The 14497-nt window shown below is 72.7% G+C and carries 15 protein-coding genes; 11 read left to right on the plus strand and 4 right to left on the minus strand.

The features are described 5' to 3' along the window. Positions 1 to 24 precede the first annotated feature (24 nt). A complete protein-coding gene (locus tag BDZ31_RS19830; RefSeq protein WP_183344407.1) occupies positions 25 to 939 on the minus strand; it encodes an ABC transporter ATP-binding protein in 915 nt (304 codons plus the stop codon). Continuing rightward, positions 936 to 1616, minus strand: coding sequence for an acyltransferase (locus BDZ31_RS19835; RefSeq protein WP_246345600.1), 681 nt, complete (start codon positions 1614 to 1616; stop codon positions 936 to 938). The genes BDZ31_RS19830 and BDZ31_RS19835 overlap by 4 nt, the downstream gene beginning before the upstream one ends. A gap of 73 nt (positions 1617 to 1689) precedes the next feature. On the opposite strand from BDZ31_RS19835, the gene meaB reads away from it, so the two are divergent. After that, a complete protein-coding gene (gene meaB / locus BDZ31_RS19840) occupies positions 1690 to 2664 on the plus strand; it encodes a methylmalonyl Co-A mutase-associated GTPase MeaB (RefSeq protein ID WP_183344409.1) in 975 nt (324 codons plus the stop codon). Between the two features lie 8 nt (positions 2665 to 2672). Here meaB and BDZ31_RS19845 read toward each other — a convergent pair whose 3' ends face one another. Both BDZ31_RS19845 and BDZ31_RS19850 read right to left on the minus strand, forming a co-directional pair. After that, the gene (locus BDZ31_RS19845) at positions 2673 to 3581 is read right to left on the minus strand and encodes an HAD family hydrolase (protein WP_343075650.1); all 909 of its coding nucleotides are present in this window, start codon (positions 3579 to 3581) and stop codon (positions 2673 to 2675) included. After that, entirely contained in the window at positions 3527 to 4711 is a 1185-nt protein-coding gene (locus tag BDZ31_RS19850) for an acetyl-CoA C-acetyltransferase (RefSeq protein ID WP_183344410.1), read from the minus strand. The genes BDZ31_RS19845 and BDZ31_RS19850 overlap by 55 nt, the downstream gene beginning before the upstream one ends. A gap of 219 nt (positions 4712 to 4930) precedes the next feature. Between BDZ31_RS19850 and BDZ31_RS19855 the strand changes: the two genes are divergently transcribed. The 10 genes from BDZ31_RS19855 (at position 4931) to BDZ31_RS19900 (ending at position 14455) form a co-directional block, all read left to right on the plus strand. Beyond that, entirely contained in the window at positions 4931 to 6376 is a 1446-nt protein-coding gene (locus BDZ31_RS19855) for a leucyl aminopeptidase family protein (protein ID WP_183344411.1), read from the plus strand. A 97-nt stretch (positions 6377 to 6473) separates the two neighbouring features. Continuing rightward, positions 6474 to 6884 (plus strand): coenzyme B12-dependent isobutyryl CoA mutase small subunit, encoded by a 411-nt coding sequence (gene icmB / locus BDZ31_RS19860; protein WP_183344412.1) that lies wholly within the window; start codon positions 6474 to 6476, stop codon positions 6882 to 6884. A 141-nt stretch (positions 6885 to 7025) separates the two neighbouring features. Further along, positions 7026 to 7817, plus strand: coding sequence for an electron transfer flavoprotein subunit beta/FixA family protein (locus tag BDZ31_RS19865; protein WP_183344413.1), 792 nt, complete (start codon positions 7026 to 7028; stop codon positions 7815 to 7817). A 1-nt stretch (position 7818) separates the two neighbouring features. After that, positions 7819 to 8796: an electron transfer flavoprotein subunit alpha/FixB family protein gene (locus tag BDZ31_RS19870; RefSeq protein ID WP_183344414.1), complete on the plus strand. Its 978-nt coding sequence runs from the start codon at positions 7819 to 7821 to the stop codon at positions 8794 to 8796. A 4-nt stretch (positions 8797 to 8800) separates the two neighbouring features. Further along, positions 8801 to 10540 carry an electron transfer flavoprotein-ubiquinone oxidoreductase gene (locus tag BDZ31_RS19875; protein WP_183344415.1) on the plus strand — a complete coding sequence of 580 codons (1740 nt, stop codon included), beginning with the start codon at positions 8801 to 8803 and terminating at the stop codon, positions 10538 to 10540. A 136-nt stretch (positions 10541 to 10676) separates the two neighbouring features. Next, entirely contained in the window at positions 10677 to 11537 is an 861-nt protein-coding gene (locus BDZ31_RS19880; RefSeq protein WP_183344416.1) for a CARDB domain-containing protein, read from the plus strand. Beyond that, a complete protein-coding gene (gene rpmE, locus BDZ31_RS19885; RefSeq protein ID WP_183344417.1) occupies positions 11534 to 11752 on the plus strand; it encodes a 50S ribosomal protein L31 in 219 nt (72 codons plus the stop codon). The genes BDZ31_RS19880 and rpmE overlap by 4 nt, the downstream gene beginning before the upstream one ends. Before the next feature lie 75 nt (positions 11753 to 11827). Next, a complete protein-coding gene (prfA, locus tag BDZ31_RS19890; RefSeq protein WP_183344419.1) occupies positions 11828 to 12877 on the plus strand; it encodes a peptide chain release factor 1 in 1050 nt (349 codons plus the stop codon). Further along, positions 12837 to 13787, plus strand: coding sequence for a peptide chain release factor N(5)-glutamine methyltransferase (prmC, locus tag BDZ31_RS19895; RefSeq protein WP_221243207.1), 951 nt, complete (start codon positions 12837 to 12839; stop codon positions 13785 to 13787). The genes prfA and prmC overlap by 41 nt, the downstream gene beginning before the upstream one ends. Further along, positions 13784 to 14455 (plus strand): Sua5/YciO/YrdC/YwlC family protein, encoded by a 672-nt coding sequence (locus BDZ31_RS19900; RefSeq protein ID WP_183344421.1) that lies wholly within the window; start codon positions 13784 to 13786, stop codon positions 14453 to 14455. Before prmC ends, BDZ31_RS19900 begins: the two co-directional genes overlap by 4 nt. Positions 14456 to 14497: the final 42 nt, after the last annotated feature.

A 14497-nucleotide genomic window follows, 5' to 3' on the forward strand; every position in this document is an offset into this window, starting at 1 on the left:
GGCAAGCCCTCTGGGCGCAGCTTTTCACTCGATCTCCTCCCCGGTCAGCGTCACGAAGGCGTCCTCGAGCGTCGCGGCGCGGCGCTCGCCGTCGGGCAGCCCGCCGTTGTGGCGCTCGGCGTGGAGGATCGCGAGCGCCGGCCCGGAGCGGCGCGTGACCCAGCCCTCGCGCGCGGCCTGCTCGCGCAGCTCGGCGAGCCTCGCGGGCGAGCCGTAGACCTCGTGGGCCTCGCGGCCGGCGTGCTCCAGCACGAGCTCGGCAGGGCGGCCCTGCGTGACGATGCGGCCTCTCGACATGACCGCGACGGTGTCGGCGAGCCGCTCGGCCTCCTCGATGTAGTGGGTCGACATCAGCACGGTGGTGCCCTCGCTGCGGAGGTTGTCGATCAGCGACCACAGCTCCTGGCGCACCTGCGGGTCGAGCCCGACGGTCGGCTCGTCGAGCAGCACCAGGCGCGGCCGGTGGACGAGGCCGCGCGCGATCAGCAGCCGCCGGCGCATGCCGCCGGAGAGCAGGTCGACGCGCGTGTCGGCGCGGTCGACGAGGTTCGCGATCTCCAGCGCCCGCCGCACGGCGGCGGCGCGATCGCCCTTCGGCACGCGGTAGAGCCGTGCGAAGACGGTCAGGATCTGGCGGCAGGTCAGCTCGACGTCGAGGTTGTCGAGCTGCGGCACGACGCCCATCTCGGCGCGCGCCTGCTTGGAGCTCTCCGGCAGCTGGTAGCCGAGCACCTCGATCGCGCCCTCGGTCGGGATCGTCTGCGAGGTCAGCATCCGCATCGTCGTCGACTTGCCGGCGCCGTTCGGACCCAGCAGGCCGAGGCAGATGCCGCTCGGGACCTCGAGGTCGAGCCCGGCGACCGCGGTCAGCGCGCCGAATCTCTTGACGACGCCCCGCAGCGCGATCGCGACGCCGTGCTCCTCGCCCGCGCCGCTCATGCCCACCGCATCCTCCTCGGCGCCTCGCGACGGCGGATCTCGCGCGCCGGGGCGCCCACCACGACGGCGTCGTCGGCGACGTCGCGCGTGACGACCGAGCTGGTCCCGACGATCGCGTTGTCGCCGACCGTGACGCCGCGCAGCAGCGCCGCGCCGTAGCCGATCCAGACGTTGTTGCCGACGCGCACGTCGCGCTTGTAGATCCCCTGAAGTCGGATCGGCCGCTCGACCTCGACGACGCCGTGGTCGAAGTCGATCAGCATCACGCGGTCGGCGATGATGCACTCGCGGCCGATCGAGACGTGCTGGTAGCTGGAGATCGTGCACTCCTGGCCGAGCACCGACTTGGCGCCGATTCGCACCTCGCCCTCGTGCGCGCGCACCTTCGTGCCGTGGCCGAGCCACGACCAGCGGCCGAGCACGACCTTCGCGTCCCTGCCGATCTCGAATCTGACGCCGGGGCAGACGAAGGCGATGCCGTCGGTCTGGAGCCGTCCGCGCCACCGCAGCTTCAGCCACGCCAGCCGCAGGAAGAGCACGGCGTAGCGGTGGTTGAGCATGCCGTTGCGGCGCACGAACCGCAGCAGCGCGCGCGGCCCGCCGGACAGCGGCGGCGGCTCTCCTCGCAGCTCGAAGACGGGAACGTCGACGTCGGTCGGCGCCATGACGGGCTCCATCGCCGGGATGCTAATGGGGCGGGGCGCCGATCGGGTCCGTCCGCGCGCGGCTCCTGCGATGATCCGCCGTCGCATGGCGCAGGATGAACGGACGCTCGCCCAGCGGCTGCTCGCGGGCGACAAGCGCGCGCTGGCGCGCGCGATCACCTTGGTCGAGGACGACCGCCCCGAGGGCTGGGAGCTGGTCAGGGAGATCTACCCGCACACGGGCAGAGCGGCGGTCGTCGGCTTCACCGGCCCGCCCGGCGTCGGCAAGTCGACGCTGCTCGGCGCGCTGACGAGAGCCGAGCGCGCACGCGGGCGGACGGTCGGCGTGCTGTCGATCGACCCCTCGTCGCCGTTCACGCAGGGCGCGCTGCTCGGCGATCGCATCCGCCTCACCGAGCACTTCCTCGACGCGGGCGTCTTCATCCGCTCGATGGCCAACCGCGGCGCGCTCGGCGGGCTGTCGGAGGCGGCGCTGCAGGGCGCGCTGCTGATGGACGCCGCCGGCCGCGACGTCGTCTTCGTCGAGACGGTCGGCGTCGGCCAGGCGGAGGTCGACGTGATCGACCACGCCGACACGGTCGTGCTGGCGCTGATGCCCGGCTCGGGCGACTCGATCCAGGCGCTGAAGGCCGGCGTGATGGAGATCCCCGACGTGATCGTCGTCAACAAGGCCGACCACCCGCTGACCGACACGATGGTGCGCGAGATCCGCGGCGTCCTGTCGCTCGGCCCGCAGAAGGGCTGGCGCGTGCCGATCGTCAAGACGCAGGCGGCCTTCGGGATCGGGATCGACGAGCTGGCCGAGAAGCTGGAGGAGCATCGCGCGTACATCCAGGCCGAGGGCACGCTGCTGGAGCGCCGCCGCCGCAACCTGATGAACGAGGTCGTCGCGATCGCGACGGCGCGGATGCGCCGCCAGCTGGAGGCGTCGATCCGCGACGACGCCGGCGTGCAGGAGCTGCTCGACGAGGTCTGCGAGCGGCGCCTGGACCCGGCCAGCGCCGCGACCGAGATCCTCGCCCGCAACGCGGGCGCGGTCGAACGCCAGCACGACGGCTGAGCGTCCGCTCAGCGCAGCCAGCGAACGCGCGACGGCGGGGGAGCGGGCGGCGCGCCGCGCCGTCGGCCGACCATCAGGCTGCCGGCACCGCCGATCGCGACCGCCGCGACCGCCGTGCCGGCGAGCGCGAGCCGCCTGCCGAGCCGCTCGAAGCGCAGCACCTGCCAGCCCTCCTCGCGCGCGACCCGCCCCAGCTCGGCGTCCGGGTTGACCGCCACCGGATGGCCGACGACGCGCAGCATCGGCAGGTCCGACTCGGAGTCCGAGTAGGCCCAGGAGGCGGCGAGGTCGATCCCCTCGCGGGCGGCGAGGGCGCGGATCGCCTCGGCCTTGCCCTCGCGGTAGGTGAAGGGCCCGTCCGGGCGGCCGGTGTAGCGGCCGTCGGCGATCTCCGATCTGGCGCCGAGCCCGCCGTCGAACGTCAGCACCTGCGCCAGCACCTCCGCCAGCTCGTGCGCCGCGGCGGTGACGATGTAGACCGGGCGGCCGGCGTCCTGGTGCTCGTAGGCGACGCGCAGCATCTGCGGGTAGACGCGCGGCAGGATCCCGGCGAGCACCTCGGGCCCGAGCCGCATGACGTCGCGGACCGGCACGTCGCGCATCAGGTCGAAGATCTGGGCGCGGACGGCGTCGGTGCCGGCGTCGGTCGAGCCCTGGAGGCGGAACTTCACGTTCGCCCACGCGCCGGCGGCGAGCTGGCGGCGGGTCAGGATCCCCTGCCGGTAGGAGGCGCGCGCGAACTCGAACGCGGAGGAGCCGGCCATCAGCGTCCGGTCGAGGTCGAAGAAGGCGGCGCCGCGCCCGGCGCCGCCCTCGTCCGCGCCCGCCCCGGCGGGCGCGGAGCCGCTGTCGGGCGGCTGGGTCAGGACTTCGGGACCTCCAGGATGACGGCGTCGCCCTGGCCGCCGCCCGAGCAGATCGCGGCGACGCCGATGCCGCCGCCGCGGCGCTGCAGCTCGAGCGCCAGCGAGCCGAGTATGCGGGCGCCGGAGGCGCCGATCGGGTGGCCGAGCGCGACCGCGCCGCCGTTGACGTTGACCTTGTCCTCATCGATGCCGAGCATGCGGATCGAGTTGAGGGTGACAGAGGCGAACGCCTCGTTGATCTCCCACAGGTCGACGTCCGCGGGCGAGAGGCCGGCCTTCTTCAGCGCGGCGAAGGCGGCGTTCGCCGGCGTTCTCGCGAGGTAGGCGAACTCCTCGGCGATCTGCGCCTGGCCGACGATCGTCGCGATCGGCCTCTTGCCGTTGGCCTGCGCCCAGTCGCTGGAGGCGAGCACGAGCGCGCCGGCGCCGTCGTTGACGCCGGGGGCGTTGCCGGCGGTGTGGGTGCCGTCCTTGACGAAGATCGGCTTCAGCGCGGCGAGCGCCTCCAGCGTCGTGCCGGGGCGCGGCGCCTCGTCGGTCTCGACGACGGTGTCGCCCTTGCGACCCTTGACCGTCACCGGGACGATCTCCTCCGGCAGACGGCCCTCGTCGGTCGCCTTCAGCGCCAGCTCGTGCGAGCGGACGGCCCAGCGGTCCATGTCGGCGCGGGTCATCTCCAGCTCGGCGGCGACCTCGCTCGCCTCGTGGGCCATGTGCTTGCCGCTGAACGGGTTGGTGAGGCCGTCGTTGATCATCGCGTCGAGCGCCTTGCCGTCGCCCATGCGGTAGCCGAAGCGGGCGCCCTTCAGCAGGTACGGCGCGTTGCTCATCGACTCCATGCCGCCCGCGACCGCGACCTCGACGTCGCCGGCGCGGATCGCCGCGTCGAGGATGCCGGCGGCGCGCACGCCGGAGGCGCAGACCTTGTTGATCGTCTCCGAGGAGACCTCCTTCGGGATGCCGCCCTTGATCTGCGCCTGGCGCGAGGGGATCTGCCCCTGGCCGGCCTGCAGGACCTGGCCCATCACGACGTGCTCGATCTGCTCGGGGGCGACGTCGGCGCGCTCGAGCGCCGCCTTGATCGCGATGCCGCCGAGCTCGGTGGCGTCGAGCGACGAGAGGCCGCCGCCGAGCTTGCCGATCGGCGTGCGCGCGGCGCTGAGGATCACGGTTCTGGGCATCGGGTGATCTCCGTTCCGGGGTGAAGGGCTCCAGCCGTGCGACGGCCGTGATCCGATCGTAGAGCGCGTCAGCGCCGACGGACGCCGATCGGCCGGCTCGCTCGGCGTCGTGCAGCCCGCGGGCAGCAACGACGATGCGGGTCGCGAGCTCCCGCGACCGCTGCGCAGGGCCGGCTGGCCGCCGTGGAACTCGCAATGCGAAGCACGTAGGCTGGCCCGATGAACATCGAGGCCACGACGAAGGCGCCGCTGGAGAGCGGCGCGGACACGATCGCGGTCGGGGTCTTCGACGGCGAGGACATCGCCCACGACGTCGCCGACGGCACGCTCCAGCGCCTGTTGGACTCCGGGGAGGCCCGTCGCGCCTTCAAGCACCTCGCCGTCGCCCACGCCGAGGGACGCCGCTGGATCGTCGTCGGCCTCGGCGACCGCGCCCGCTTCGACGGCGACCGCGCCCGCGTCGCGGCGGCCGCCGTCCACGCGCGGGCACGCGAGCTGAGCGCCGCCGCGCTCTGCTGGGAGGTGCCCCACCACCTCGACGACACGCGCGTCGCCGCGCTGGTCGAGGGGACGGTGCTCGCCGGCTACCGCTTCGACCGCTACCGCAACCACCCGGAGGAGGACGGCGCGCTCGAGCGGCTCGTCGTCAGCGCTCACCATCCGATCGACGCCACCGTCGAGGCCGCGGCCGTCGTCGCCGCGGCCCAGAACCGCGCGCGCGACCTGCAGAACACGCCGAGCAACGAGCTGACTCCCGAGCGGCTCGCCCACCGCGCCCAGGAGCTGGTCGCCGAGGCCGACGGCCTGTCGCTGGAGGTGCGCGGCGAGGAGGAGATCGGCGCGCTCGGGATGGGCGCCTTCGCCGCCGTCGCGCGCGGCTCCGAGCAGGATGCGCGCCTGATCGAGCTGAGATACGACGGCCCCGGCGCCGACTCGGCCGGCCCGCTGCTGGCGCTCGTCGGCAAGGCGGTGACGTTCGACACCGGCGGCATCTCGATCAAGCCGGCGATGAGAATGTCGGAGATGAAGTTCGACATGTCGGGCGGCGCCGCCGTGCTGGAGGCGATCGGCGCGATCGCGCGGCTGCGGCTGCCGATCCGCGTGCTCGGCGTGATCGGCGCGACCGAGAACATGCCGAGCGGGCGCGCCGTCAAGCCCGGCGACATCGTGCGCGCCTCCAACGGCACGACGATCGAGGTCGTCAACACCGACGCCGAGGGCCGTCTCGTGCTCGCCGACTGCCTCGCGCACGCGGTCAACCACGGCGCGCAGCGGATCGTCGACGTGGCGACGCTGACCGGCGCGATCGTCACGACCTTCGGCGCCAGCCACGCCGGCCTGATCGCCAACGACGACGAGTGGGCGGCGGCGGTCGAGGCGGCCGGGCGCGCCAGCGGCGAGCTCGTCTGGCGGCTGCCGCTGCACTCCGACTACGCCGACGCGATCAAGGGCCGCTACGCCGACGTCGTCAACTCGACCGAGAACCGCAAGGCGGCCTCGATCACGGCCGGCGAGTTCCTCCGCCGGTTCGTCGGCGAGGTCCCGTGGGCGCATCTCGACATCGCCGGCACGGCCAACGACACCGGCCGCCAGCCGACGCCGTCGGGGGGCTCGGGCTACGGCGTGCGGCTGCTGGTCGAGCTGGCCCGGCGGCTGGCCGCCTGAGCGCGCGCTTACCTACTGCACTCCTTCGCGGCGGGGCTTCCCTACTATTCGCCCCGCCGCGACGCCGTCGTCCCCAACCCGGTGCGCGGACACCGAGATGTCCTCAACAACAGAGCGAAAGATCCGCGTCGTCGTCGCCAAGCCCGGGCTGGACGGCCACGACCGCGGAGCGAAGATCATCGCCCGCGCCCTCCGCGACGCCGGCATGGAGGTGATCTACACCGGTCTGCACCAGACGCCGGAGCAGATCGTCGAGACCGTGATCCAGGAGGACGCCGACGCCGTCGGGCTGTCGATCCTCTCGGGCGCGCACATGACGCTGGTGCCGCGCGTCGTCGAGCTGCTGCGCGAGCAGGACGTCGACGACGTGCTGGTCTGCGTCGGCGGGACGATCCCGGCCGACGACATCCCCCAGCTCAAGGAAGTCGGCGTCTCCGAGGTCTTCACGCCGGGTGCGCCGACGCAGGACATCATCGACTTCATCCGCGGCGCGGTCCGCGCAAGCTGACGGGTCCCGTCCCGCTCAGGCGGGGCGCATGCGGTGTCGCACGGCCACCCATGCGATTGACTGGTCAGTCAACGGAGGTATCATGCCGCGCATCACATCGCCACGAACGTTCGTTTGGCTCTTTCTGAGGAGGCACCCGAGTTGAAGATTTGCGTCCTGGTCAAAGAGGTGCCGGACGCCGCCGTCGAGAAGCGCATCGACCCCTCGACGGGGCGGATGGACCGCAGCGGGGAGAAGAACCTCAACCCGTACGACACGCACGCCATCGAGGCTGCGATGCAGCTGAAGGAGGGCGGCGCCCTCCAGGTCGACGAGATCGTCGCCGTGACGATGGGCCCGGAGTCCGCCGTGCGCGCGCTCCACAAGGCCGTCTCGCTCGGCGCCGACCGCTCGATCCACCTGACCGACGCCGCGCTCGCCGGCTCTGACGTCGCCGCGACGGGCTACGCGCTCGCGAAGGCGCTCGAGAAGGAGCAGCCCGACGTCGTCCTGCTCGGGCAGCAGTCCGACGACGGCGAGTGCTACACGATCGGCGCGGTCGTCGCCGAGCACCTGAAGGCGCCGTCGCTGACCCAGGTGATCAAGCTCGACGTCGTCGACGGCGGCCTGCGCTGCGAGCGCCAGGCCGAGTACGGCTACGACACCGTCCAGGTCTCGCTTCCGGCCGTGATCTCGGTCGGCGACGCGATCAACGAGCCGCGCTACCCGTCGCTGAAGGCGATCATGGGCGCGAAGAAGAAGCCGCTGGAGACCGCCTCGGCGGCCGACGCCGGCATCGACGCCTCGCTGGTCGGCGGGGACGGCTCGCGCGTGCAGTGCGGCGAGTTCAAGGCGCCGCCCGCGAAGGCCGCCGGCACGATCATCGAGGACGAGGACACGGACGCGACCGTCGAGCAGATCGTCGCGTGGCTGGACGAAAGGAAGCTGATCTGAGATGGGCGGGATTCTCGTCTACGTCCTGCATTACGAGGGCGCGCTCAACAAGAACTCGCTCGGTGCCGTCTCGGAGGGCGCGAAGCTCGCCGGTGAGCTCGGCGTCGACTGCGACGCCGTCGTCGTCGGCGGCGGCGACCTGACGAACGAGCTGCTCGGCACGCTCGGCAGCTACGGTGCGAAGAAGGTCTACCGCGCCGAGGGCGCCGAGGGCCTCGCGCAGCCGGTCATCGACGTGATCGACAAGGTCATCGCCGACAACGGCCACAACTACGTGATCTTCGGCGGCGGCCTGCTCGGCTTCGAGATCGGCGCCGGCCTCGCCGCGCGTCGCAACGCCGGCGTCACGATGGAGGTCACCAACGTCGTCGTCGAGGGTGGCAAGCTGATCGCCGAGCGCCCGATCCTCGGCGACTCGCAGATCTCGCGCTCCCACTACAAGGGCGACCTCGGGATCATCATCGGCCGCATCAACGCCTTCGAGGTCAAGGAGACCGGCGGCGGCGCGGCCGAGGTCGTCGACGTCCAGGTCGACTACTCGCCGTGGTCCAACCAGGCGACGATGGTCCAGCGCGGCGAGCAGCGCGGCGCGGACGTCAACATCGAGGACGCCGACGTCCTCGTCGCCGGCGGCCGCGGCCTCGGCAAGGCCGAGGGCTTCCAGCTGTGCGAGGACCTCGCGGGCGTGCTCGGCGGCGCCGTCGCCGCGACGCGCGCGGTCGTCGACGCCGGCTGGTACCCGTACGCGGCCCAGATCGGCCAGACCGGCAAGTCGGTCGCGCCGAAGCTCTACCTCGCGGCCGGCATCTCCGGCGCGATCCAGCACAAGGTCGGCATGCAGGCCTCGGAGCACATCGTCGCGATCAACAAGGACGCGAACGCTCCGATCTTCGAGTTCAGCGACCTCGGCATCGTCGGGGACCTGAACAAGATCCTGCCGAAGCTGACGGAGGCCGTGAAGGCCAAGAAGGGCGGTTGATCGAATGGCCGGCAGCAGCAACGGCCGGGTCGTCCCGGCGGCGTATCCGCCGCCGGTCGACTCGCCGAGAGAGTTCATCAAGCGCGGCCTCGATCCCGAGGACGAGCTGATCGAGGTCGGCGTCGCGATCGTCGGAGGCGGCACGGCAGGTCTCGCGGCCGCGAACCGGCTGTTGCAGCTGCTGGCCGACGATCCGGAGCTGATGGAGAGCCTCGGCGAGGTTCCCGTCGCCGTGCTCGAGAAGGCGAAGACCTGCGGCGGCCACACCCTCTCGGGCGCGGTCGTCCGCCCCGAGCCGCTCCAGGAGCTGTACCCGGACATGACCCGGGAGGACTGGCGCAAGGAGGGCTTCGCCTTCGGCGAGGTGACCAAGGAGGCCGTCTACCTCACGCCGACGAGCAAGGCGAAGGTGCGGATCCCGACGCCGCCGAACTTCAAGAACCACGGCAACGAGGTGATCTCGGTCGCGGCGCTCGCCCGCTACCAGCAGCGGATCGCCGAGGAGCAGGGCGCCTACATCCTCACCGAGACCTCCGCGACCCAGCTGATCGTCGACGAGGGCCGCGTCGTCGGCGTCCGCTCCGGCGACAAGGGCCGCGGCAAGGACGGTCAGCCGCTCGGCAACTTCGAGCCGGGCACCGACATCAAGGCGAGATACGTGATCCTCGCCGAGGGCTGCTGGGGCTCGCTCACCGGCGCCGCGATCCGCGAGTTCGACCTCGACAGGGACCGCGAGCCGCAGGTGTGGGAGCTGGGCGTCAAGGAGGTCTGGAAGGTCCCGAGACCGCTCGACCGCCTGATCCACACGATGGGCCCGTGGCCGCTGAAGCTGTCGTCGAAGTACGGCCAGGTCGGCGGCACGTGGATCTACCCGATGAAGGACGAGAGAACCGGCGACGACCTCGTCTCGATCGGCTTCGTGATGGAGCTGGAGTACGCCGACGCGACGACGTCGGTCCACGACATGCTCCAGCTGTTCAAGCTGCACCCGCTGGTGAGAGGGATCCTCGAGGGCGGCGAGCGCGTCGCGTGGGGCGCGAAGGCGCTGCCGGGCGGCGGCTACTGGTCGATGCCGAAGCTGTCGATGCCGGGCGCGCTGCTGGTCGGCGACGCCGCCGGCATGGTCGACACGATGGCGCTGAAGGGCGTCCACCACTGCATCAACTCCGGCAAGATCGCCGGCGAGGTGATCTACGACGCGCTGAAGGCCGGCGAGGACTCGATCGAGATCTACGAGGAGAAGATCGAGAACTCGATCACCGGCAGAGAGCTGTACGAGGTCCGCAACGCCCGCCAGCCGCTCCAGCAGGGCATGATCAAGGCCGGTCCGGCGATCGGCATGTCGATCCTGTCGAAGGGCAAGCTGCCCCCGGGCCGTCTGAAGTGGCACAAGAACGACGAGAAGGGGATGTTCATCGGCAAGACCGCCGAGATCTACCCGAGACCGGACAACAGATACACGTTCGACAAGCTCTCGTCGGTCTTCATCACCGGCAACGCGACCCGCGACGACGCGCCCAACCACATCCGCGTGCGCAGAAACGTCCCGCGCGAGGTGGCGGAGACGTGGAAGTGGATGTGCCCCGCCGGCGTCTACGAGATCCCCGAGGACGCGCCGGAGAGCGGCAACGTCGACGTGATCGTCAACTACACCAACTGCGTGCAGTGCGGTGCGATCACGGCGAAGGGCGGTCGCCTCACGACCCCCGAGGGCGGCGACGGGCCGCTCTACACGATCACCTGAGCGAACCCTCCTGAGGGCCGTGCGCGCCGCCGGCGCGCGCGGCCCCCGTCGCTCCGGCCGTCGTCACCTGCGGTGGGGTGTGAACACGGTCACATCCACGCAACTTCTCTCGCCGGGCGTGGTTATAGCGGTCACCATGAGACGCGCAGGCACGATCACGCGCGTCCTCCCGGCCTTGCTGACCCTCGCGCTGGCCGCCGGCATCCCGGCGACCGCGGCGTCGGCGGCGACCGCCGGGACGACGGCGAAGAGAACCCGGGCGATCCCGCCGCCCCCATCCAAGAGCGGCTCCAAGCCGGCCTACTCGGCGCGGCTGCTCCAGTGCAGACGGTCGCCGCAGACGGCGAGCCGCACCGCGACGGTCAGCGCCGTCATGCGGCCGACCGCCGCGGGCAGAAGACTGTCGCTGCGCGTCGCCCTGTATCAGCGCCCGCTCGGCGGCGGCCGCTGGGCGCTGCGCGCCGACGTCCCCGGGCTGAGCGAGTGGACCAGCCCGAGCGATTCGTCGATCGGCAGCCGCGCCGCCGACGTCTACCGCTACCGCCAGGCGGTCGGGCGGCTCGCCGTCCCGTACGCGTACCGCTTCAGAGTGACCTTCCGCTGGAGCGACGCGAACGGCCGCCCGGTCGCGGAGGCCGTCGTCAACACGGCGACCTGCCGGGAGCCCGACCTGCGGCCCGACCTCGTGCTGACGAGAGCGGTCGCCGACCCCCTCCTGCCCGGCCAGACGAGCGCGCGCTACATCGTCACGGTCCGCAACGTCGGCCGCGCCGCCGCCACCGGCGTGCAGGTCGCGGCGACCTTCTCCTCGCCGACGCGCACCGTCCGCAAGCTGGCGCCGTCGGAGAGCGCCGACCTCGTCTTCTGGGGCCCGCCGTGCGGCGGCGCCGAGCCGGCGCCGAGCTTCCTCGCCGATCCCTCCAACCTGATCGACGAGGCGCGCGAGACCAACAACAGCCTCGTCGCGACCTGCCCGGCTACACTGGACGGACCATGAAGCCCGACATCCACCCCAACTACGTCGAGTCGCACGTCCGCTGCACGTGCGGCAACACGTTCACGACCCGCTCTGTGGAGCCGACGATCAACGTCGAGATCTGCTCGGCGTGCCACCCGTTCTACACCGGCAGACAGAAGCTCGTCGACACCGGTGGACGTGTGGAGCGCTTCCAGCGCCGCGCCGCGAAGCGCGCCGCCAAGGCCGGCGCCTGACGCATACCGTGCCGCTCGCCGCCGCCCGCTGAGCCGCGGCGAGCTCGCACCCGCTGCTGCCTTACACTCGACCCCATGATCGAGCAGCTCGTCGAGCAGATCGAGTCCCGGTTCGAGGAACTCGAGCAGCAGATGTCGGATCCCGAGGTGATCGGGGACCGTGAACGCTACGCCGAGACGGGCCGCCAGTACCGCGACCTCGAGGAGGCGGCGCGCCTCGCCGCCGAGTGGCGCCGCGCCGCCGACGACGCCGCCGGCGCGCGCGAGCTGCTGGAGGAGGACGGCGACGACCCCGAGCTGCGGGAGCTGCTGTCGAGAGCGAGAGAGCGGCTCGACGCGCTCGACGAGGAGATCCGCCTCGCGATGGTCGAGAAGGATCCCAACGACGACAAGAACGTGATCGTCGAGATCCGCCCCGGCGCCGGCGGCGACGAGGCCGGCCTGTTCGCCGGCGACCTCTACCGCATGTTCACCCGCTACGCCGAGCGGCGCGGCTTCAAGACCGAGCCGATGGCGGAGAGCGACGGCCAGTTCACCTTCGCGGTCAAGGGCGACGGCGCCTACTCGGTCTTCAAGTTCGAGGGCGGGACCCATCGCGTCCAGCGCGTCCCGGAGACCGAGTCGCAGGGCCGCATCCACACCTCGACCGCGACCGTCGCGGTGCTGCCGGAGGCCGAGGAGGTTGACGTCGCCGTCGACCCCAACGACCTTCAGATCGACGTCTACCGCTCGTCGGGGCCCGGCGGGCAGTCGGTCAACACGACCGACTCGGCGGTCCGCATCACGCACAGACCGTCGGGGATCGTCGTCTCGATGCAGGACGAGAAGTCGCAGCTGCAGAACCGCGAGAAGGCGATGCGGGTGCTGCGCGCGCGGCTCTACGAGGCGGCGCTCGCCGAGCAGCAGGCGGAGCTGTCGGCCAACCGCCTCGCGCAGGTCGGCAGCGGCGAGCGGGCCGAGAAGATCCGCACGTACAACTTCCCCCAGGGCCGTGTGACCGACCACCGCATCAAGCTGACGGTCCACAACCTCGACGCCGTGCTCGCCGGCGAGCTCGACGAGGTCTCCGACGCGCTGCAGGACGATGAGAAGCGGCGTCGACTCCAGCAGCAGGCAGAGGCCTGAGGCCGGCGCGGCCGCGCCGGCGGGCGACGCGACGGCGGCCTCGCCCGGGACCGGCTCGGCGCCCGATCCGGAGGGGTGGGCCTTCGCCGACGGTCCCTCGGTGCGGATGTCGCTCGCGATCGCGACCGCCGACCTGCGCGAGGCCGGCTGCGACAACCCGCGGCTCGACGCCGAGCTGCTGCTCGCCGACGCGCTGCGCGCGACGCGGACCTCGCTCCATCTGCACCCGGAGCGGATCCTCGCCGCCGACGAGAGCGCGCGCTTCGCGGCGGCGGTCGCCCGCCGCCGCGCCCGCGAGCCGGTCGCCTACATCCGCGGCACGCGCGGCTTCCGCCACATCGACCTGATCGTCGACCGGCGCGTGCTCGTGCCGCGGCCGGAGACCGAGCTGCTGGTCGAGGTCGCGCTGCGCCTGCCGCGCGGCGCGCGCGTCGCCGACGTCGGCACCGGCAGCGGCGCCGTCGCGCTCGCCCTCAAGCACGAGCGGCCCGACCTGCAGGTGGTGGCGACCGACGTCAGCGCCGACGCGCTCGCCGTCGCGCGGGCCAACGCGGAGGCGCTGCGGCTCGACGTCGCCTTCGTACAGGGCGACCTGCTCGACGCCGTCGCGGGGCCGCTCGACGCCGTCCTCTCCAACCCGCCGTACGTCCCCGACGGCGACCGCGACGGGCTGGAGCCCGAGGTTGCGGTCCACGAGCCCGCGCTGGCGCTGTTCGCCGGCGGCGACGGGCTCGACGTGCTGCGCCGCCTCGCCCGCGCCGCCGCGGCCCGGGCGCCGTTCGTCGCCTTCGAGCTGGGGCAGGGGCAGGCCGGCGCCGTCGCGGAGCTGCTGCGGGAGGCGGGGATGAGCACGGTCGCCGCCCATCGCGACCTCGCCGGGATCGAGCGGGTCGTCGTGGGGGAGCGGTGAGCGGCCGCGCGCTGACCGCGGCCGACGCCGACGCCTTCTCCGCCTGCCTCGCCGGCGGCGGCGTCGCCGTCTTCCCCACCGACACGGTCTACGGACTGGCCGCCCGCGCCGGCGACGAGGCGGCCGTCGCGCGCATCTACGCGCTGAAGGGCCGCGCGCCGGACAAGCCGGCCGCGACGATGTGGTTCGACCGCGACGTCGCGCTGGCCGCGCTCGAGGCCGAGTCGCCGCTCGGCCCGCGCCTTCGCGCCGCCTGCGAGGCGCTGCTGCCCGGCGGCGTCACGCTGCTGCTGCCGGACATCGCCGCCTCCGCGGGCGGCGTGCCGCGCTCGCCCGCGGGGCGAGAGCCGGATCCGCAGTCTCCGGCGCAAGCGCCGGCGCGCGGGGTGCGCGTGCCGCGGCTGGAGGGACCGTTGGCGGCGCTGGCGGTGGTGCCGCATGCCGTGACGCAGTCGAGCGCCAACCTCGCCGGCGGGCCCGACCCGCGCACCGTCGCCGAGATCCCCGCGGCGATCCGCGCCGGCGCCGACCTCGTGCTCGACGCCGGGCCGCTGCCCGGGACGCCGTCGACCGTCGTCGACCTGCGCCGCTACGAAGCCGACGGCAGCTGGGCGATCGTGCGCCGCGGCGCGGTGGCGGAGGCGGCGGTCGCGGCGGCGCTCGGCTGAGCGCCGCGCCGCGGCCGGGTGCGGCGAGTGCCGTTGGTACTC

It is taken from the genome of Conexibacter arvalis, assembly GCF_014199525.1.
Lineage (GTDB): Bacteria > Actinomycetota > Thermoleophilia > Solirubrobacterales > Solirubrobacteraceae > Conexibacter > Conexibacter arvalis.

Bases quoted from the DNA above. Each gene is read 5' to 3' on its own strand.
- BDZ31_RS19830 (WP_183344407.1), bottom strand. From the start codon at position 939: ATGAGCGGCGCGGGCGAGGAGCACGGCGTCGCGATCGCGCTGCGGGGC.
- BDZ31_RS19855 (WP_183344411.1), top strand. From the start codon at position 4,931: ATGAACATCGAGGCCACGACGAAGGCGCCGCTGGAGAGCGGCGCGGAC.
- rpmE (WP_183344417.1), top strand. From the start codon at position 11,534: ATGAAGCCCGACATCCACCCCAACTACGTCGAGTCGCACGTCCGCTGC.
- icmB (WP_183344412.1), top strand. From the start codon at position 6,474: ATGTCCTCAACAACAGAGCGAAAGATCCGCGTCGTCGTCGCCAAGCCC.
- BDZ31_RS19850 (WP_183344410.1), bottom strand. From the start codon at position 4,711: ATGCCCAGAACCGTGATCCTCAGCGCCGCGCGCACGCCGATCGGCAAG.
- BDZ31_RS19880 (WP_183344416.1), top strand. From the start codon at position 10,677: ATGAGACGCGCAGGCACGATCACGCGCGTCCTCCCGGCCTTGCTGACC.
- meaB (WP_183344409.1), top strand. From the start codon at position 1,690: ATGGCGCAGGATGAACGGACGCTCGCCCAGCGGCTGCTCGCGGGCGAC.
- BDZ31_RS19835 (WP_246345600.1), bottom strand. From the start codon at position 1,616: ATGGAGCCCGTCATGGCGCCGACCGACGTCGACGTTCCCGTCTTCGAG.
- BDZ31_RS19870 (WP_183344414.1), top strand. From the start codon at position 7,819: ATGGGCGGGATTCTCGTCTACGTCCTGCATTACGAGGGCGCGCTCAAC.
- prmC (WP_221243207.1), top strand. From the start codon at position 12,837: ATGAGAAGCGGCGTCGACTCCAGCAGCAGGCAGAGGCCTGAGGCCGGC.
- BDZ31_RS19875 (WP_183344415.1), top strand. From the start codon at position 8,801: ATGGCCGGCAGCAGCAACGGCCGGGTCGTCCCGGCGGCGTATCCGCCG.
- prfA (WP_183344419.1), top strand. From the start codon at position 11,828: ATGATCGAGCAGCTCGTCGAGCAGATCGAGTCCCGGTTCGAGGAACTC.